The sequence below is a fragment of the Sandaracinaceae bacterium genome (genome assembly GCA_016706685.1).
GTDB lineage: Bacteria > Myxococcota_A > Polyangia > Polyangiales > Houyiibacteriaceae > JADJJE01.
On record JADJJE010000050.1, the window covers coordinates 72594 to 92083 of the forward strand.

Consider the following 19490-nt stretch of genomic DNA (forward strand, 5'->3'; position numbering starts at 1 on the left):
GCCGCATGGCCCCTCCACGCAGCCCCGAGCGACGCCTCACCAAGATCATCTGCACCATCGGCCCCGCCACCTGGTCCTCCGAGGGCCTGCGCGGGCTGTTGGAGGCCGGCATGGACGTAGCGCGCCTGAACATGTCGCACGGTGATCATCCGGCGCACCTCAAGACCATCCGCAACCTCAAGAGCCTCAACAAGAAGCTGGGCAACCCGGTGGCGCTCTTGATGGACCTGCAGGGGCCCGAGATCCGCACGGGTGAGCTGAGCGAGTCCATCGACCTCAAGAAGGGCGACGTCTTCTACTTCTCGGTGCTGGCCGGCGACGCCGAGGCGCACACCGTGCACGTGAACTACCAGGACCTGGTGCGCGACCTGAAGCGCGGCGACATCGTCACCGTGGACAACGGGCTCATCAACCTGGAGGTGCTGGCCGTGGAGGACCACCGGCTGAAGTGCCGCGTGCGTGACGGCGGCAAGCTGGGCTCGCGCAAGCACGTGAACCTGCCGGGCGTGCACGTGAACCTGCCGTCCATCACCAAGAAGGACCGCACGGACATCCAGTTCGCCATCGAGCAGGACCTCGACTTCATCGCGCTGTCGTTCGTGCGCGGGCCCGAGGACATCCTCGAGGTGCGCGCGCTCATCGAGAAGGCGGGCGGCCACCAGAAGCTCATCGCCAAGATCGAGAACCGCGAGGGCGTGGACAACTTCGACGCGATCCTGGCGGTGGCCGACGGCATCATGGTGGCGCGCGGTGATCTCGGTGTGGAGGTGGACCTCGAGGAGCTGCCGGTCATCCAGCGCATGATCGTTCGGAAGTGCGCCATCGCGGGCAAGCCGTCCATCGTGGCCACGCACTTGCTCGAGTCCATGATCGAGAACCCGATGCCCACGCGCGCCGAGGTGACCGACGTGGCCAACGCGATCACCGAGCAGGCCGACGCCATCATGCTCAGCGGCGAGACGGCCACCGGCGCGTACCCCGACCGCTGCGTGGAGATCCTGGACCGCATCGCGCGGCGCATCGAGCGCGAGCCGAGCCTGGGCTTCTACACACTGCGGCCGCCGACCACCACGCAGCGCGAGCACATCGCGCAGAGCGCGTGCCGCCTGGCGGACTCCATGCACGCGGCGGGCATCATCGTGGTCACGCGGCGCGGGCTGTTCGGCCAGCTGGTGTCCAGCTATCGCCCCATGCGAACGCCCATCTACGCGTTCACGAACATGAGCACGAGCCGCCGCAAGCTCGCGCTGCTGCGCGGGGTGGTGCCCTTCCGGATGCGCCTGTCGAACGACCCGCAGAAGACCATCGACGCCGCGCTGGCGCGCATCCGCGAGCAGGTGCCCGTGGCCGACGGCGCCAAGTTCGTGGTGGTGAGCGACGTGCGCACGAGCAGCGGAGAGCTGGTGACGAGCATCCAGGTGCGCGACGCCTGAGGCGGGGGCGTGGTCTGCTGCCCCCGGCTCGAGCGTTAGCCCCTGATTCGACACATCTGGCTGGGGGCCGCTGCTGAGCAGCACTATGGGCACCCTGACTGAAGTCCGGGGCAGCATCCGGGCCTGGTCGAATGCGGAAGTCCGCCCTCCGGGCGGACTGCGTGTCAAGGTCGGATGTGCCTAGAACGTGATCCGCGCCTCGATCAATCGTCCCCTGCTTGGAACTGCACAGTCCGGGCCCTGGTAGGGGGCTGGAGTCCGCCGCCGGGCCTGATGCTGGCCGGGCTTTACGCCCAGGGGCCAATGTCCCTTGAAACAGGCCCGATTCAAGCTGGCCAGGGCCTGCCAAGACTTGTGTTGAATCCTCAGAATCAAGCCGTGGGTGCCCTTTCAGGAGGGCACCTCGGCCCACCCAGACCACAACTACTCGGTGGGAGCCTCTGCCGCTGGCGCCTCGGGCGCGGGGGCCGGAGCACCCGTGTCCGCGCGCGCGACGTTCACGTGGATGAGCGTGTGCACCTGGCTGCCGTACGAGCGGTGGGCGCCGTCGGCGAACTGGAGGCGCAGCGTGTGCGGGCCGGGCTCGAGCTGCAGGTCGGCCTCGGTCTGACCGAGACCGTAGTGGATGTGCTGCGCGTCGGCCGGCACCGCTGTGCCGCGCGGCACCGGGTCGCCATCGACGATGATGTGGTGGTGGCCACCGCCATCGGCGAGCGTGCCGGCGGGCATGACGGTGAGACCCTCGACGCCCATCTGGACGTGGACCGTGACCTTGCCGTCGGAGATGGGCCCCACCACGGTGGCCCCGTCGCTGGGCGTCACGAAGAAGACGCGCGCGGTGTCGGGGATGACCGGCATGGGCGCCGGGACACCCTCACCGTGGGCCGCGTGGGCTGCGGCCTCGTCGTTGGCGTTTCCGCAGCCCGCGACGAACGCGAGCAGCAAGAAGGCGCCGAGCGGGGCACGCAGGAGACGAGGGGACCGAGAGCGGAGAATCGAGAGGGACACGGTGCGACTCCAGAGCGTCAGGGGGTTCGAAGTGCTCGGAGTATGACGCGTTTCGGCGCGCCGCGTTACGGTCAGGAGGCGTCGCGGCTGCGCTCGCCCGTGCTGCTGGCGTCGTCCAGCACCAGGCCCGTGATGGCGCCGGGTACGCCCGACCCACGCTGGTCGCCCAGGGCGTCGATGAGCGCGTACCGCATGGTGTCGCAGTCGGGGTAGCGCACGTTGCGATCGCGATGCAGCGCGCGGCTGACCACCATGCCCAGCTCGGCCGGGACGTCGGGGCGCAGCTCGGAGACGAGCGGCGGTGGCTCCTCGATGATGCGCCGGAAGAGCGCGGCCACGTTCTTCGAGTCGCGCATGTCGTAGGGCGGCCGGCCCGTGAGCAGCTCGAAGAGCGTGCAGCCCACGGAGTAGACGTCGGAGCTGGGCCCCACGCGCTCGCCCATGATCTGCTCGGGCGACATGTACGGCGGCGTGCCGAGCGCCACGCCCGACGCGGTGACGCGGTCGTCTTCACCGAAGCGGCGCGACAAGCCGAAGTCCACCAGCTTGACCATGACCTCGCCGCCCACACGGGCGACCATGATGTTGCCGGGCTTGATGTCGCGATGGACGATGCCAGCGTCGTGCACCGCCGCGAGCGCCGAGAGCAGGCCGATGGTGACGCCCACCGCGACGCGCACGTCCACGGGGCCACGCTCGATGAGGTGCGCCAGGGTCTGACCGGGCAAGAGCTCCATGACGACGAACGGATGACCCACGGCGTCGAAGCCCATGTCGAACACGCGGACGATGTTGGGGTGGCTCACCGAGGCGAGCGCCTGGGCCTCGCGCAGGAAGCGCACGCGCTCCACGGAGCCGGGCAGGAACTTGCGGTGCAGGATCTTCAGCGCGACGGCGCGCCCCGAGTGCAGCTCGGTGGCCCGGTAGACCACGCCCATCGCGCCGCGGCCGAGCTGCTCCGTGAGCGCGTAGCGATCGGGGCCACCGGCGGGCGGGGGCTCGGAGCTGGCGGCGGGCGGGTACGACGACCGCAGACCGCATGCACATGAGCCGCCGCGGGTGTCGCGCTCGGCGCCGCAGGCTTGGCAAACTACAAGGGTGGGACGGTCAGTCATCGGTTGGCATCGAGTGCCTAAGCAAGGACCAGGCCATCCCATCTGGGGACACTCAGGTCAAGTTTCGTCACGGAATCTCAACAGAAAAACCGTATACACGGGGTCGCCGATAACATGACCAGCGCCGCAGGCTTTCACGAAGCGAGGCCTCCATCCCAATCTTGCGACGGGCGTAGCCTACGGACGCGGTCCGCCGCCGTCGCGCTTCTTGGCCAACAGGCGCTCCGCCAGAGACGACTCGGCGGGCTCTGGAGCGGGTGGCGCTGCGGGCGGTGCGGGCGGTGTGGGTTGCTGCGGAGCGGGCGTGCTCGCCGCGGCGGTGGGCTGCGCGCGCATGGCAGCCAGCAGCTCGGCCGGAAGCGCATCGGCGGCACCGGCCTCGGCCGCCACGCTGCGCTGGTGGCTCTTGCGCAGGGCCAGCTGCTCGGCAGCGCTGGCCCCCGCGGGGACCAGGCTGCCCTGCGCCGGGGCACGCACCCGGCGCCAGCGCGGGAGCACCAAGCGGCGCCCGGCCACGCTCAACAGCAGCGCCAGCAGCGCGAGGCGCAGCGCCCACTCCCAGAGCGGGTCGTAGGCCACGCGGGGCGCGGGCCGCTCACGCAGCGCCTCGGCGAGGTCCGTGCGCACGCGCCCGCCGGTGAGCGCCGCGATCTGGGCCAGCAGCGCGCGCTGCGTGCCCACGCCACGCAGCTCGTCCGCCGCCGTGAGCACCGCACCCGACGTGCCCAGCAAGCGATCGTCCGCCGACGTGGTGGCCAGGTACGGGCCCGGCGCGCCGGGCGTGAAGGTGGCCTCGTAGCGGCCCGGCCCGGTCTGCCGCAGCGTGAGCGCCTCGCTCTGCCCGTGCGGGCCGGCCACGTGCGCGCGCAGGTTCAGGTGGTTGCGGTAGCGCCCCTCCGCGTCGAGCGCCTCGACCACCACGCGCCCCTCGCCGCCCTCGAGCGACAGCTGCACGCGCGCGTGCTGGTCTTGGCGTGGGCGGGCGACGTCCCGCGCGAGCTGCGCCATGAGCGGCGCGTACCCCGACCAGCCCAGCCAAGGGGCGGCGTAGCGCGCGCCGCTGTCGGTGGTGAACACCGCCGCGCGCCCGAGCCCGCGCTGCCAGGTGGCCAGCAGCGGGTCGCTCTCCCCCGCGATCAGCAGCACCGACGCCTCGGGCCGTGCGTTGACCAGCGAGTACCCCAGCAGCGCCGGCGCGGTGCCGAAGTCGATGCCCTCGGTGGGCGCCCCGCGCTCGCCCAGGCTCACGGGCGTGGGCTCGCGACGCAGCGCCGAGCGGCTGGCCTCGATGGTCTCCTGCGTGAAGATGCGCGGCAGCTCGGTCATGTCTTCGACGATGTAGAAGCGCCCTCCCCCGAGCGTGCTCAAGCGCTCGAGCTCGGCCGTGTGGATACCGTTGCCCATGGACACGATGGACGTGGTGATCTCGCCCCCCTCGGCGGTGCCGGCAGCGCGCACCAGCGCGGCCGCGCGGGTCATCTCCTCGGAGTCGTCACCGTCGCTGAAGAGCAGGAGGTGGCGCAGCTGCGTGCTCTCGGCCTGCAGCGCGGCATAGGAGGCCTCGAGCGTGATGTCCACGTAGATGCCACCGCCACCGGGGCTGGCCCGGCGCACCGCCGCCGCGATGGCCTCGGGCTCCTGCACGCGGATCATGGGCTGGGTCCAGTGCACCGCGGTGTCCACGTGCATCACGCCCACGCGGTCGTTGACGCTCAGCAGCAGCGCCGAGCGCGCGGCGGCTTCGTTGGCGAGGTCCAGCTTGGTGCGGCCGGGGCTGACCTCCACGCTCATGGAGCCGCTGTTGTCGATGGCGATGACCATGGCGAGCGAGAGCCGGTCACGCCGCCGGCGCAAGTCGAAGGTGGCGGGCAGCACCTCCTCCACCTCGGTGTAGGCGTAGCCGCCGAGCCCGAAGGCGTCGTGCGCGCCCAGCATCACGAGGCCACCGCCGAAGTCGCGCACATAGGCGGCGAGCGCCTGCATTTGGGCCTCGGAGAGCGCGCGCGCGTTCACGTCCGACAGCAGCACCACGTCATAGGCGCCGAGCTCACCGAGCGTGGTGGGGATGCTGGCCGTGCCGACCACGGTGGTGTCGAGCCCGCCCGCGCGCGTGGCCTGCGCCAGGGCGTCCGAGTGCGCCGTCTCGCCGGCCACGATGAGCGCCCGCGCAGGCCCCACCACGCGCGTGAAGGCGCCGCCCTGGTTGTTGAGGGTGGCCACGTCGTCGCCCGCGTCGCGCGGCACGAGCGACACCTCGTAGTGGTGCAGCCCGGGCCCGGGCGCGCGGTCGCGGAACACGAAGACGTCTTCGCCTGCGGGCAGCTCGATGTCCGCTTGGGCCAGCGGCGAGCCGTCGCGGTCGATGATGACGCGCGCCTGTGTGGCCCGCGTGGCGCGCGTGACGATGCGCACCTCCACGGGCTCCTCGCCTGCCACCTGCGTGGGCGCGCGCACGCTCTCGATGGCGATGTCGAGGCCCGGCTCGCGCTCGATGGGCAGCACGTCCACCGTGACTCCCGCGCGCCGCCGCCGCCGCCGCCGCCGCGAGCGCGTCCCCGTGCGTGGCGTTCCCGTCGCTCAGCAGCACCAGGCGCCCCACGTAGCCATCGGGCAGGTCGGCCAGCCCACGCCGCAGGCCGGCCTCGATGTCGGTGCCTTCGCGCGGAAGCGAGACGGTAGTGGGCCCGAGGTCCCGCGGCGCCGAGGGCAGGCGCTCGGTGGCGGCGCGGCTCGCGAACACCACCACGCCTGCCGCGTCGTCCTGGGCCAGCGTGCCGAGCGCCGCGCGCACGGCGTCCAGCGAGTCGGCGGAAGGATCGCCGGGCGCGACCACGGAGCGCGAGCGGTCCACCACGAACACCACGGCCATGCGGTCGACAGGGTGGCCCAGCTCGAGGCCCGCCGCCGCCATCAGCCCCGCGAGCGCACCGAGGGCCAGGCAGGCCTGCACGAAGCGGCGCCGCCCCCCCACGAGCGACGGCGGCAGGCGGCGCAGGCGCAGCAGCACGAAGAGCACCAGCGGCACCCCGAAGGCCAGCAGCCATGGCTGGGCGAAGCGCATCATGACGGGCTCACGCCGCCTCCTTGCGCGTGGCCCAGGCCACCTCGAGCGCGCACACCAACAGGAGGGCGAGCGCGAAGAACGGGTAGAGCGCGCTGTCCACGGCCACGGTGTCGGGGCGGCTGGCGCTCGTGCCTTCGGGGGCGGCACCGTGGCTCTCGGCGGGGCCGCCGACGCGCGCACGCTGCCGCAGGTCGCTGGCCTCGGCGCGCAGCACGTGGCGCAGGCCCACCTGGGCGTGGTCGCCCAACCGCACCACGAACGCCCCCGACACCGGCGGCACGGGCACCAGGGCCACGCCGGCGTGCGACGTGGCCTCGAGCGTGCGCCCCTCTGGGGTGAGCACCGAAACCGGCTCGCCGTCGCGCGCCACGACGCGCAGCGCCTCGCCCACCTCGCCCGTGGCGATGCCGCCCGCGGCCCGCTGCGTGCGCGCCTGTTCCAGCAGGTTGCGGAAGAAGATGACGAAGCCCGGCGTGCGCGCCCACGGGCCGCGGTCGGTGTCCGCGGACACGATGGTGATGTCGCCGTCCACGCGTGGCAGCACGCCGATGGCCACGCCGCGCGCCGTGCTGACCAGCGCGCGCACGTCGCTGCCCAGCGGCCGCACGTCGGCCAGCTCGATGTCCGCGAGCGTCACGAAGCGCAGCAGCGGGTCGTCCTCCTGCCAGCGTGTCACCAGGGCGGACTCCACGCGCGGTCCGAGGGGCGCCCCGAAGACCGCGTCGCCGCTGGGGCGCACTACCAGCGTGGCGCCACCAGGCGGCTCCGCGGGCAGCTCGCCGCCGTAGACCACCAGGCCGTCGAGGTGCGGCGCATCGGCGCCCTGCGCAGCGAGCCGCGCGAGGGTGGTGCGGAACAGCTCCACGTTCTCGTCGGTCTCGAGCACGCGCGACACCGAGCTGGGCACGTCGCCCACCATGAACACCGGCAGCCGCTGGCGACCCGGGCTGGGCAGCACCACCAGGTCGTCCGCGGCGAGCGCGTCTCGTGCTTGGCCTCCGGCGGTGGTGCCCGCGTCGCCGTCTGCCGCCGAGAGGCGCAGCAGCACGAAGGGCGCGCGGCCCGCGGCGTCGGGCGGGAGGTTGGCGCGCAGCACCAGCTGGGTTGGGCTGTCGGGCGCGACCACCACGCGCTGCGACGCCAAGAGGGGCAACGCTTCGAGCCCGTGGCCGCTGGTGAGGTCCGCCTCGTAGAGCGCCGATGCGGTGACGTACAGCTCGCGCGGCGCGTCGCCGTAGTGTGCCACGCTGGCGAAGACCTCCACCCGGTCGGGCTCGTCCGAGCTCGGGTCGGGGCGCGCGTCGGCCGCCACGAAGCCGCTGTTCTCGCGGCGCTCGCTCCCGTCGGTGGCGACCATCGCTGGCGCGCGGAGCGGCACCGGCAAGCCGCGACCGTCGAAGTCCACGTCACGCGCCAGGTCGGAGAGCAGCACGATCTCGCTGCCCGCCGGCGCACCCACCAGGCGCTCGGCGGCGAGGTCGATGGCGGAGGCCAGATCCGCCACGGGGCACGTCACGGCCAGCGCGTCTGCCGCGCGCGTGAGCGTGGCGCGGTCGGCCGTGAGCGGCGAGAGCAGCGCGGGAGAGGTGCCCGCCGCCACCACCAGCACGCGCGCGCCGGTGGGCAGGCTGCCCGCGCGCTGCAGCAGGTAACGGCGCGCGCGCTCGATGGGCGCCTGCCGCGCGCCCTGCCCATCTGGCGGCGCGCCCATGCTGAGCGACGTGTCCACCACGATGGCCAGCTGGGCGCCTTCGGGCAGCCGCGCCGCCCCCGAAGGGCGCGCGAGCGCGAGCGCGCCGAGGATGATGATGAGCGCCTGCAGCAAGAGTGAGAGGTGCGGCACCAGCCGGCGGAACGGGCTCTCCGCGCGCAGGTCGCGCAGCGCGGACTCCCACAGCAGCGTGGAGCCAACGCGCCTGCGCTCACGGCGGCGACGCAAGATGTAGAGCACCACCAGGGGCACCAGCAGCCCGAGCCAGGCCAGCTGGAGCGGCGCCGTGAAGCTCACGGGGCGCTCCTCAAGTAGCGCAGGAGCGCGTCTTCGAAGTGCTCGTCGGGCACCAGCACGTAGCGCACGCCACGCTTGCGGCAGTAGTCGCGCGCCCCCGCGAGGAAGGCGTCCATGCGGCCGCGGTAGGCACGCAGCGCGCGCGCGTCCAGCGTGACGTTGACCTCCGCGTCGCTCTCGGCGTCCACCAGCGTGAGGTCACCGCCCAGCGTTGGGTCCAGCTCCTCGCGGTCCAGCACGTGGAACACCACCACCTCGAAGCGCGCGGCCAGCAGGCGGTCGATGGGGCGCTGGTAGCCGCCACGGTCCAGGAGGTCGCTCAGCAGCACCACCAGCCCAGGGCGCGGGCGCCGCGCGAGGAAGCTCTCCACCGCGCGGCTCAGGTCGGTCTCACCGGAGGGCTCGAGGGCCACCAGGTAGCGCATGAGCGCGCCCACCTTGGCGCGGCCCCGCATGGCCTCGAGCGGCCGGCCGAGCGACCCCGCGTAGGGCTGCACCGCCACGCGCTCGCTGCCCAGCAGGCCCAGGTAGCCGAGCGACGCGGCCACCCGGCGGGCCACCTCCAGCTTGGACGGCGTCCCCACCGAGAGCGACGCCGAGGTGTCCAACAGGAGGTAGACGTTGACGTCCTCCTCGGCCGCGTAGAGCCGCAGCACCAGCTCCTCGAGGCGCGCGTAGGCGTTCCAGTCGATGCGCCGGATGTCGTCGCCCGGCGCATAGGGCCGGTGGTCGGCGAACTCCACCGAGGACCCACGCCGCACGGAGACGCGGCTGCCACCGGCGCTGCCCGCGTAGCGCCGCCCCACCAGCAGGCGCAGCTTCCCGAGGCGCGCCAGGAACGCGGGGTCCAAGAGCGCGCTCTCGGGCTCGCTCACGTGGCGTCACCTTCCGCGGGGACCTCCGCAGTCTCGGCGGGCTCGAGGGCCGCGGTGACGGGCGCGGCCGGCGGCGCGGGGGCTGCCTCACCCACCCGCTTCAGCAGCGCGGCCCGGGACTCGTCCACCTGCGTGATGATGGCGCGGATGCGCCGCGACGCGTTGGCGTAGAGCACCAGGCCGAGCACGCTGTAGAACACGCCGAACGGCAGCACCATCCACACGTCGTTGAAGTGCCGCTCGGCCACCATCACCACGCCAGCCAGCGGGGCGATGGGCGACAGCGAGAGCACCAGCGGGAGGTTGCGGTCCAGGTCGTCGAGCGCGCGCGCGTCCAGGATGAGCGCGGTCATGCTGGGCAGCACCACCAGCGCGGCCACGGTGCCGAACAGCACGGCGCGCGCGGCCACGCCGCTGCGGGTGCGGATGCGCACCAGCGTGCCCAGGCTGACCAGGAACACCCCGAACGCCAGCATGGCCAGGCCGACCAGCAGGAAGCCCAGCACCTCGTCGGGGCTGCCGCCGTGCACCAGGGTGTCGGTGATCGCGAAGGCCGCCAGCATGAGCAGCATGAAGCCGGTCATGAACCAGACGCTGAAGCGCATGGTGGGCCTTGCCCCGGCGCCGAACACGCTGCGCACCGTGCGGCGCAGCAGGCCGCCCTGCTCGCGCAGCATGCGCGGCGGCAGCGGCGGCTCGTTCACGAACACGTTCGCGTACAGGTAGAGCGTGCAGAAGAACATGCCCAGGATGACGGCGAACACCTCGGGGGCAGCCGTGCTGTTGCTGAGCGCAGTGGCCACGCACGTGAGCGCCACGGGCCCCACCACCGAGCCGAGCGCCCACACCTTGAGCGGCGTCCCGCGGTCCTCGGCGGCGGGCCGCACGCCCGCGATGGCGGCGGCGAGGCAGAACCATACGGTGGTGCCGATGAGGTAGAGCGGCAGGATGCCCACGGCGAAGAGCGTGTCCAGCGACGTGAATCGCTCCACCAGCGCCTCGGCGAACCAGAAGGGGCCCACCTGCGTGAGCTCCCAGTCGTGCTGCATCTCGGCGCCGAAGACGGTGAAGAAGATGGACCCGAAGAACACCAGCACGGGCCAGGTGGCGATGGACACCAAGATGGCCAGGCGCGAGGTGGGCACGTGCGCGGAGACCGCCACACCAAAGGCCACCGCGGGCAGCAGCGCCACCAGCACGCCACCGAACGCCACCAGCACGTACGAGGGGGCCACGCCGCCGAACAGGAACACCACGCCCGCGATGGGCGCGAGCGCGATGAGCACGAGCGCGAGCGAGGCATAGGCCGCCGCGAACTTGCCCAGCACGATGCGCGCCGCGTCCATGCCGGTGAGCAGCAGCGACTCGTAGGTGGCGGCCTCGCGCTCGCTGGTGATGGTGGTGGCCCCGTAGACCGGGCCCACGATGCTGAGCACGCCGAGGGCCAGCGAGAAGAACACCTGGAAGATGACGCGACCGGCGTTGGCGGGCGAGATGCTCCCGTCCACCACGGTGGCGCCGATCAACAGCACCATGGCGCTGATGGCGAAGGTGCTCAGGTACAGGAAGCGGATGTAGAGCTTGGTGCGGAAGATGCCGCGCAGCTCCTTCACCAGGATGGGGTTCGGGTCGTCGAAGGCAGCCCGCACGCGCTCGCCGAGTCGCTTCATTGCAGCTCCCCCCGGGTGACTTCGAGGAAGAGCTGCTCGAGGTCGTCGCGCTCGGGCTCCACGCGCACCACGCGCAGGCCCGCGCCCACGGCGGCGTCCACCACGTCGGCCACCACCCCTTCGTCGCCCAGGTAGGCCACGCGCATGTCGCCGTCCGGGCTGCGGTCGATGGCGCTCACGCCCGGCACCGCGCGCAGCACGTTGGCCACCTCGGGGTCGAGCGCCGCGCCGCTGCGCAGGAAGCGCATGCGCAACACGCGCTGGGGCTGGGCTTGCCGGTCGAGCGACGCCACCGCGCCGATGGGCCCGGCGGCCCGTACGCGGCCGGCTTCGAGCACCACCACCGAAGTCACCATGTCGCTCAGCTCGGTGAGGATGTGGCTGGACAGGATGACCGTCTTGCCCATGGTGCGCAGCTGCGCGATGAGGTCCCGCATCTCGATGCGCGCGCGCGGGTCGAGGCCGTTGGCCGGCTCGTCGAAGATGAGCACCTTCGGGTCGTTCAGCAGCGTGCGCGCGATGCACAGCCGCTGCTTCATGCCCTTGCTCAGGCTGGACACCATGCGGTCGCGCAGCTTCCCGAGGTCGGTCAGCTCCATGACGGCGTCCATGGTGCGCGTGCGGGCGTCGCGCGGCAGCCCATAGGCCGAGGCGAAGAACTCGAGGTACTCGCTGACGGTGGTGCGCTCGTACACACCGAAGCCGTCGGGCATGAAGCCGATCTTGCGGCGCACCGCGGCCGGGTCGTCCAGCACGTCCACGCCGTCGATCACGACGCGCCCGTAGTGCGGCTCGAGCAGCGTGGCCAGCATGCGCAAGGTGGTGGTCTTGCCGGCTCCGTTGGGGCCGATGAAGCCCATGACCTCGTTGGCGCCCACGCTGAACGACACGTCGTTCAAGACCTGCAGCTTGCCGAAGAAGTGCGAGACGTGCTCCACGCGGACGATGCTCATGGGGTCACCTGCCCTTCGGTGGGTGGCGCGACGACCTCGGGCAACGGCTGCGGGATGCCGAGGGGTAGGTTCGCGTTGCGTCGCGCTGCCACGAACACGAAGCGCCGCTCCCACTCGAGCTCGAAGCCGTCGGAGCTCGCCCCGTCGCCGTTGCCTTCCACGCGAGCCCAGACGCCCTCGCGCGAGGCATCGGCGCGCATGACCGACATGGCGGCGCGCAGCGCCAGCGTGGCATCCACCGGCATGCCCATGGCCAGCGCCGTGGCCTCCACCTCGGGTGAGCTGCCACGCCCCATGCGCAGCTCCCACTCGGGCAGCATGGCCAGCACGCTGGTGGGCTGCGCGCGCTGCTCTCCGGGGGCCAAGTCACCCAGCACGTACACGTCGCCCGCCGCGCTCACGTAGATGGCTCCCATCAGGCGCTGACGCCCGGCGTTGACCACCGTGACCTGGGTGAGGCTGTCGTGGCGAATGTCCACGCGCAGCGCGCCGCCCGTGTCCAGCAGCGACTGCTCCTGCGTGACGATGGTCTCCCACAAGCCACCGCGCAGCCCCGTGAGCGCCAGGCCTCCCTGCTGCACCTCGGCCACCACGCCGCGGCCAGCGCTGTCCGGCTCGAGCAGCATGGCGCGCACGCCGGCCTCCGGGACCGCGTCGAAGGTGCGCGGCCGCGTGAGGTAGTAGCTCACGTAGCGCGTCCGAACGCCGCGCGTGTCGCCGCTCGGCAGCTCCAGCACGTCGATGACGCGCGCGCGCATGCTCACGCCCTTGCTGAGGTAGGCCGCGCTGGCCATCAGCAGCAGGCACCCGAGCGCGATGAGCGGCGTGGTGAGCAGCGCCACGGTGGGGCGCCCCTGACGCTCCACGTAGCGAAAGTTGAGAGGGCCCACGGCCAGCACGTAGAGCAGCAGCAAGATGGCCACGATGCCGAGCGCCGGACGGAACGACTCGTTGGGGTCCAGCGCCGTGCGCAGCGACGCGGGGTCCTCGGGCACTCCGCCGAGCGCGTGCTGAGCCCGCATGGTACGCGCGTGGTGCTGCAGAAGCGCCCGCAGCAGGTCCTGCGTGGCGCTGGGGTCGGCGTCGGCGGCGTTCGCGTCCCAGCCCAGGAGGAACGCGGTCCCGAAGCCGAGCGGGCGCGACACACCAAACGGTTCGATCTGGATGCTGGTGTCGCCCGTGGTGTGAAAGCGCCGCGCGCGTTGCCACGAGTTCTGTGTGAGCCCCGCGAGCACCTCCAGCTCATCGAGCGCGGTGCAGGTCACCTGCCCCAGCAGCTCGCGCACGATGGGCGCGTCGCAGTCTTCCGGGCGCCGCGGCACTAGCACCACGCGGCCCCCCGCCTGGATGTGTCCCACCAGCGCACGCCGCGCCGCGCCCTCCAGCTTCTCGGCGTCGGCCACGGCCGCGAACACCATCGGGTAGTTGGACCACCCCGCCACGTCGTCGGGCACCAGCGGGTCGCCGCTCTCCGGCGCGAACGATGTCTCGGCCAGGATGAGGTCGCCGCCGTAGAGCGCGGGACTGCCGAGGGTGCCGCTGGACACGGCAAAGAGGTGGCCGCGCATGCGCGGCGGGTTGGCCAGCACCACCAGGCCCACGCCGCTCCGCATGGTGAGCGCCACGCTCGCGCGCTGCAGCGGGATGCCGGCAGGGGCATACGTCAGGACGACGCGCTCGGCGGCGGGGCCCACCTGCAGCGACACCCGCACGTCTCGCTGCTGACGCGCTGGCACGTCCACGCGCACGCGCTGTGGCAGGTCGCGGTCGCGCCAGCCCTCGGGCTGGATCAGCAGCTCGCCGCTGAGGTCCCGGCCCGTGTGGTTGGTGAGCGACACGCGCAGCGCGATGGTCCCCGCCGTGCCCATGGACTCCGACGCGAACAGCGGCGCCGCCTCCAGCGTGACCTCGCTGCGCGGCGGAGCGGCATTCCCGTCCGGCGGCTGGGCGAGCGCCAGCGCGGGGCTCAGCATCAGGCACAGCGAAAGGAGCGCGAGCGGGCGACCCCTCATCCTGCGATCCCGGCGACCGCGTCGGAGGCGGTGGGCACCTCTTCGATCAGCTTCGCGAGGATCTTGTCCGTGCTCACCCCGTCCGCGTCGGCCTCGAAGTTGGGGATCAAGCGGTGCCGCAGCGCCGGCAGGAGCACCCGCTGCACGTCGGGCAGCGACACGTGCGCGCGCCCGTTCATGAGGGCCACCACCTTGGCGGCCAGGAGCACGCTCTGCGCGCCACGCACCCCCGCGCCATAGCGCAGCCACGAGCGAGCCGCGCTGGCGGCCGCATCACAGGTGGGGTCCGACATGCGCACGAAGCGGGCCACGTAGCGCGCGATGGGCGAGGCCACCTGCACGCTGCGCACCAGCTCGCGCTGCTCGAGGATGCGCGCGGCGTCCAGCACCACGGGGACCGTCTCGCTCACCAGGCCCGTGGTGCGGTGCAGGATGGCCACCAGCGTGTCTTCGTCGGGGTTGGGGACCAGCACCTTGAACAGGAAGCGGTCGAGCTGCGCCTCGGGCAGCGGATAGGTGCCCTCCATCTCGATGGGGTTCTCGGTGGCGAGCACGAAGAACGGGGCCTGCAGCGCGTGCCGCTTGCCGGCGATGGTCACGCTCTGCTCGGCCATGGCCTCGAGCAGGGCGCTCTGCGTCTTGGGGGTGGCGCGGTTGATCTCGTCGGCCAGCACCAGCTGCCCGAAGATGGGCCCGCGCTGCAGCTCGAAGCGCTTCCGGCCGTGCTCGTCCTCCACCACCATCTGCGTGCCCACGATGTCGGCCGGCATGAGGTCGGGCGTGAACTGGATGCGCGAGAAGTGCAGCGACATGGCCTCCGCCAGCGTGCGCACCAGCAGCGTCTTGCCGAGGCCCGGTGCGCCCTCGAGCAGCACGTGCCCGCCCGCGAAGAGGCAGATCAGCACCTCCTCGACCACACCGTCCTGGCCCACGATCACCTTGGCCACCGCGTCCCGCAGGCGCGCGACGTCTTCCCCGAAGCGGACGAGCGCGTCCGGGTGGGGCTGCATTGGCTCGCTCATTCGTCACCTCCAAAGAACTCGCGCACGTGCTCTCGATACTCGCGCGGGATGGGGGCGCGCTCCACCCCTTGCCCGCCGCTGCCGGCCACCGCCGTGCCAGAGCCGACCACTTCGCCTGCCGGAGCGCCGCTGCCCTGCGGGTCCACCCACTCCACCCAGGAGCGCGATGGCGAGCCGGCGCGGCGCGTGGGGCGCACACGACCCAGCAGGGGGGAGTCGGCGTCCAAGACATCGGTCTGGCCGCCCTCGGGGCCCTGGCCACCGCCTTGCCCAGCGCCGCCGGTGCCGGAGCCGCTCCCCTGCCCTTGGCCGCTTCCCTGTCCTTGGCCCTGGCCCTGACCTTGGCCTTGCCCCTGACCCTGGCCTTGACCCTGACCCTGACCCTGACGGGCCACCGGGATGCCACCACCGCGGCCGCCCTGCGTCATGCCGCCCGGCTGCGGCGGTGAGCCGTCCCCGCTGCCGCCCACTTGGCGCTGCAGGTCATCGAGCGCCGCCAGCGCGTCGCGCAGCTGCTGCTCCATTTCGTCGGCCGTGGGAGGGCTCGCGGCATCGGCAGCCTCGGCCGCCGCTTGGTCGTTCTCGGCGGCCTGCGCGTCGGCCAGCGCGTTGCCCAGCCGCTGCCGCTCCTCGGGCGTGAGGCGCCGCCAGGCCTCGGCCATGGCGTCCACCATGGCCTGGTTCAGGCCTTCCGCGTCGCCGTCGCGCGCCAGGCGCTCCAGCGTCCGGTCCAGCGCGGCGCGCTGCGTCTCGGGCATGGCCTCGGCCAGCTGACGCGCCAGGGCCGCCTGCTGGCTACGCCGGTCCAGCGTGTCGCGCTGCCGCAAGAGGCCATCGGCCAGCTCGTTGTCGCCCGCCGCGCGGGCCGCCTCGGCTGCCTGCGTGAGCGCCTGGCGTGCGCGCTCGCGGTCCGCCGCCTCGCGCCGCCCCGCCGCGCGCTGCACGGCCCGCGACAAGGACTCGAGGTCGCGCTCGGCCACGGCCCGCGCCATCTCGCGTTCCCCCGCCAGCGCATCCGTGGCGGCCTCGCGCGCGCGCTGTTGCGAAGGCGTGTCCGCGCGGCGCGCCTGGGCCACCTCTTCGCGCACGCGGTGCAGGCCGTCCAGCGCCTCGCGCCGTGGCATGCCTTCTGAGAAGCGCTGCCGCAGCGCCTCGGCGTCCTGGGCGGCCCGTTCCAGCTGCGCGCGCTGCGCCTCGTCCCGTGCCTGGCGCGGCAGCTCGGCCACACGCGTGAGCGCCGGCGCGATGGCCAGCGTGACGCTCTCGGCCCCGGGCGGGCGGCGCACGGGCGGCGGCAGCGGCACGCCGTACACGGCCAGCAGCGCGGCGGCATAGAACGCGATGCCCAGCCACTCACCGTTCAGCACGCGGGGCCGCACGTCGCGCGCGGTCTTGCCGTGCAGCGCCGCCTGGGCTTGCTGCTGCGTGTGCACATGGGCGCCGCCCTCGAAGCTCGAGACCAGCGCAAAGCCGGCGTCCAGCCGCTGGTCCACGTAGGTCACCAGATCGAGCGGGGCATCATGCCGCGTGAGCGCGCGCCCGAGCGCAGCCAGCAGGGCCACACCCAGCCCCACCAGGGCGTGCCAGCGGGGCACGGCGGGCAGCGCGAGCGCCAGCAGCACGCTGAGCGTGCCCACCACGATCACCCACGTGGCGAAGGTGCGCACGAAGGTCCGGAGCCGGACGGCGCGCTGCACGGCAACGAGCAGGTGGGGGAGCTGGTCCATCGGATACGCGACCCAGAGTGCGCCAAAAGGCTTGGCTGCACTCCAAGAACGTCCCTATTCGACCACACCTTCCCCATTGCCCGAAAGAGTCCCGTGGGGCGAGGGAGCCGCGGTCGCCCCGCCGTCCTCCAGCACGCCACCGTCGGGCCCAGCCGCGGGGGCCTCCACCGGCTCGGGCGGAGCCATGCTGCGCAGGTGCGCCACCAGCCCGCGGACGCCCTCGGGGGGGACGCGCTCCCCGAACGCCGGCATCATGCCGCGCCCGAGGGTGATGATGGAGACCAGCTGGTCGTCGCTCAGGGTGGCCTGCCACTGAGCGCTCTGGAAGTTGGGGAGCCGCATGATGGGCGCGCGATCCGGACCGTCGCCGCGGCCCTCTGCGCCATGGCAGCCCGCGCAGGCCACCAGGTACACCGTGCGCGCCGTGCGCTGCTCGGGGGTGAGGCCGTCATCCACGGGGGCCGCGGGCACCTGAGCCCCCTCTGCGCCACCCGGCACCGAGTCGGGCGGGTGCGCGTGGTCCGCCGGAGTCCACGTCTCGGTGGCCGTGGGCGCGCGGTCGCAGCCCAGCGCGAGGAGCAGCGCCACCGTCACCCACACACCGTCGAGCTTGCGCAGCGCCATCACTCGGAGTCCTTCAGCGCGGCCAGCAGCGGCGCAATGAGCTCGCGCTTGAGCTTGAAGCCCGCGCGGTTGGCCACCACCACGGACGACACCTCCACCACCAGCTCGAGCGGCGCGAGGCCGTTCTGCTTGAGCGTCTCACCCGTCTCCACGAGGTCCACGATGACGTCGGCCAGGCCCGTGAGCGGTGCCAATTCCACGCTGCCCTGCAGGAAGATGGTCTCTACGGGGAGGCCCTTCTGCCGGAAGTGGCGCGTGGCGATGTTGGGGAACTTGGTGCCCACGCGCAGCGTGCGCCCGCCGCGACCCGCCACCGGATAGCTGCCCGGCACACCGCACACCATCATGTTGCAGCGCCCGATGCCGAGATCGATGGGCGCGTACAGGTCGTACTCGCGCTCCAGCAGCACGTCGCGCCCCACCACGCCCACGTCGGCGGCGCCGTACTCCACGTAGGTGGGCACGTCGTCGGGCTTCAACAACAGGAAGCTGACACCGCGCTTGGTGTCGCGCCGGATGAGCTGGCGCGTGTCCTCGGTGAGCGCGCGCGTGTCGATGCCGGCACGCTGAAAGCGCGGGATGAGCTGCTGCAGCACGCGCCCCTTGGGCACGGCGATGATCAGGCTGTCTTCGGGCGAGCGCTGGTTGCGACCCACGTCAGGAGTCTCCCTGCACGCGCTCGATGGTGGCGCCCAGCTTGGCCAGCTTGCGCTCGATGTGCTCGTAGCCGCGGTCCAGGTGATAGACGCGCCGCACCATGGTGGTGCCCTCGGCGATGAGCCCCGCGATGACCAAGCTGGCGCTGGCGCGCAGGTCGGTGGCCATGACATCGGCGCCGCTCAAACGTGGCACGCCGTCCACCGTGGCGGTGCGGCCGTGCACGTCGATCATGGCGCCCATGCGGTTGAGCTCCGGGACGTGCATGAAGCGGTTCTCGAAGATGGTCTCCGTAACCTGACTGCGCCCCTGCGCGCGGCACATGAGCACCATGAACTGTGCCTGCATGTCCGTGGGGAAGCCGGGGTGCGGGGCCGTGGTGATGTCGGCCGAGCGCAGCGGCCCGTTGGCCACCACGCGAATGCCCGTGCCCTCGCGCTCGATGTTGACGCCAGCGCGGCGCATCTTGGCGGCCAGCGCCTCGAGGTCCTCGAGCGAGGCGCCCTCCACCAGCACGTCGCCGTAGGTGGCCGCGGCCGCCACCATGTACGTCCCGGCCTCGATGCGGTCCGGCATGATGGCGTGGTCCACCGGCGACAGGCTCTCGCGCCCCTCGATGACGATGGCGTCGGTGCCGGCGCCCTCGATGCTGGCGCCCATCTTGTTGAGCACGCGCGCCAGCTCTTCCACTTCCGGCTCGCGCGCGGCGTTCACCAGGGTGGTGCGGCCCGAGGCCAGCACGGCGGCGCTCATCAGGTTCTCGGTGCCCGTGACGGTGGGCATGTCCAAGTAGATCTCGGCGCCCCGCAGGCGGCCGCTCGGCACCTCCACGTGCACGTAGCCGTGCGACAGCGTGATGGTGGCCCCCATGGCCTCGAGGCCCTTGAGGTGCTGGTCGATGGGCCGAGCGCCAATGGCGCAGCCGCCGGGCAAGGACACGCTGGCGCGGCCGTAGCGCGCCACCAGCGGGCCCAGCACCAGCACCGAGGCGCGCATCTTCTTGACCTGCTCGTAGGGCGCCGTGGGGTCCACCACGGGCGTGGCGTTCACGATGACCCGCCCGTCCTCGAAGCGGGCGTCCTGACCCAGCTGGCGGAGCAGCGCGCACATGGAGTGCACGTCGCGCAGGTCCGGCACGTTGCGGAACACGTGCTCTCCGTCCGCCAGCAGCGCCGTGCAGAGAATGGGGAGCGCCGCGTTTTTCGCGCCGCTGATCTGCACCGTGCCCGAGAGCCGCGCGCCACCGACAATGCGGATGTTGTCCACGGGGGGGTGCTTACGCCACGGCTTCGGGGACCGCAAGCTTTCCTCCTGCTGGTGGG

General features: G+C 72.5%; 14 protein-coding genes. 1 reads left to right on the top strand and 13 read right to left on the bottom strand.

The window, feature by feature from the left end; translation table 11 throughout:
• Positions 1-5 precede the first annotated feature (5 nt).
• Positions 6-1433, top strand: coding sequence for a pyruvate kinase (pyk, locus tag IPI43_30400; protein ID MBK7778371.1), 1428 nt, complete (start codon positions 6-8; stop codon positions 1431-1433).
• 423 nt (positions 1434-1856) lie between these two features.
• Here the strand turns inward: pyk and IPI43_30405 are convergent, their stop codons facing one another.
• From IPI43_30405 to murA, 13 genes are all read right to left on the bottom strand, one after another.
• Complete coding sequence (locus IPI43_30405) at positions 1857-2291, bottom strand: DUF4399 domain-containing protein (GenBank protein MBK7778372.1); 435 nt, start codon at positions 2289-2291, stop codon at positions 1857-1859.
• A gap of 221 nt (positions 2292-2512) precedes the next feature.
• On the bottom strand, positions 2513-3556 hold the full coding sequence (locus tag IPI43_30410) for a serine/threonine protein kinase (protein ID MBK7778373.1): 1044 nt from the start codon (positions 3554-3556) through the stop codon (positions 2513-2515).
• Positions 3557-3733: 177 nt separating this feature from the next.
• On the bottom strand, positions 3734-6064 hold the full coding sequence (locus tag IPI43_30415; protein ID MBK7778374.1) for a VWA domain-containing protein: 2331 nt from the start codon (positions 6062-6064) through the stop codon (positions 3734-3736).
• Positions 6065-6627: 563 nt separating this feature from the next.
• Positions 6628-8628, bottom strand: coding sequence for a VWA domain-containing protein (locus tag IPI43_30420; protein ID MBK7778375.1), 2001 nt, complete (start codon positions 8626-8628; stop codon positions 6628-6630).
• Positions 8625-9503, bottom strand: a complete 879-nt coding sequence (locus tag IPI43_30425; protein ID MBK7778376.1) for a DUF58 domain-containing protein — start codon at positions 9501-9503, stop codon at positions 8625-8627. Before IPI43_30425 ends, IPI43_30420 begins: the two co-directional genes overlap by 4 nt.
• On the bottom strand, positions 9500-11173 hold the full coding sequence (locus IPI43_30430; protein MBK7778377.1) for an ABC transporter permease subunit: 1674 nt from the start codon (positions 11171-11173) through the stop codon (positions 9500-9502). Before IPI43_30430 ends, IPI43_30425 begins: the two co-directional genes overlap by 4 nt.
• Complete coding sequence (locus IPI43_30435) at positions 11170-12126, bottom strand: ABC transporter ATP-binding protein (protein ID MBK7778378.1); 957 nt, start codon at positions 12124-12126, stop codon at positions 11170-11172. The genes IPI43_30430 and IPI43_30435 overlap by 4 nt, the downstream gene beginning before the upstream one ends.
• The gene (locus tag IPI43_30440; GenBank protein MBK7778379.1) at positions 12123-14138 is read right to left on the bottom strand and encodes a hypothetical protein; all 2016 of its coding nucleotides are present in this window, start codon (positions 14136-14138) and stop codon (positions 12123-12125) included. The genes IPI43_30435 and IPI43_30440 overlap by 4 nt, the downstream gene beginning before the upstream one ends.
• Positions 14135-15160: an AAA family ATPase gene (locus tag IPI43_30445; GenBank protein MBK7778380.1), complete on the bottom strand. Its 1026-nt coding sequence runs from the start codon at positions 15158-15160 to the stop codon at positions 14135-14137. The genes IPI43_30440 and IPI43_30445 overlap by 4 nt, the downstream gene beginning before the upstream one ends.
• The gene (locus IPI43_30450) at positions 15157-16887 is read right to left on the bottom strand and encodes a hypothetical protein (GenBank protein MBK7778381.1); all 1731 of its coding nucleotides are present in this window, start codon (positions 16885-16887) and stop codon (positions 15157-15159) included. Before IPI43_30450 ends, IPI43_30445 begins: the two co-directional genes overlap by 4 nt.
• 54 nt (positions 16888-16941) lie before the next feature.
• Entirely contained in the window at positions 16942-17511 is a 570-nt protein-coding gene (locus IPI43_30455) for a cytochrome c (protein MBK7778382.1), read from the bottom strand.
• Complete coding sequence (locus tag IPI43_30460; GenBank protein MBK7778383.1) at positions 17511-18167, bottom strand: ATP phosphoribosyltransferase; 657 nt, start codon at positions 18165-18167, stop codon at positions 17511-17513. The genes IPI43_30455 and IPI43_30460 overlap by 1 nt, the downstream gene beginning before the upstream one ends.
• Before the next feature lies 1 nt (position 18168).
• Positions 18169-19434: a UDP-N-acetylglucosamine 1-carboxyvinyltransferase gene (murA, locus tag IPI43_30465; protein MBK7778384.1), complete on the bottom strand. Its 1266-nt coding sequence runs from the start codon at positions 19432-19434 to the stop codon at positions 18169-18171.
• Positions 19435-19490: the final 56 nt, after the last annotated feature.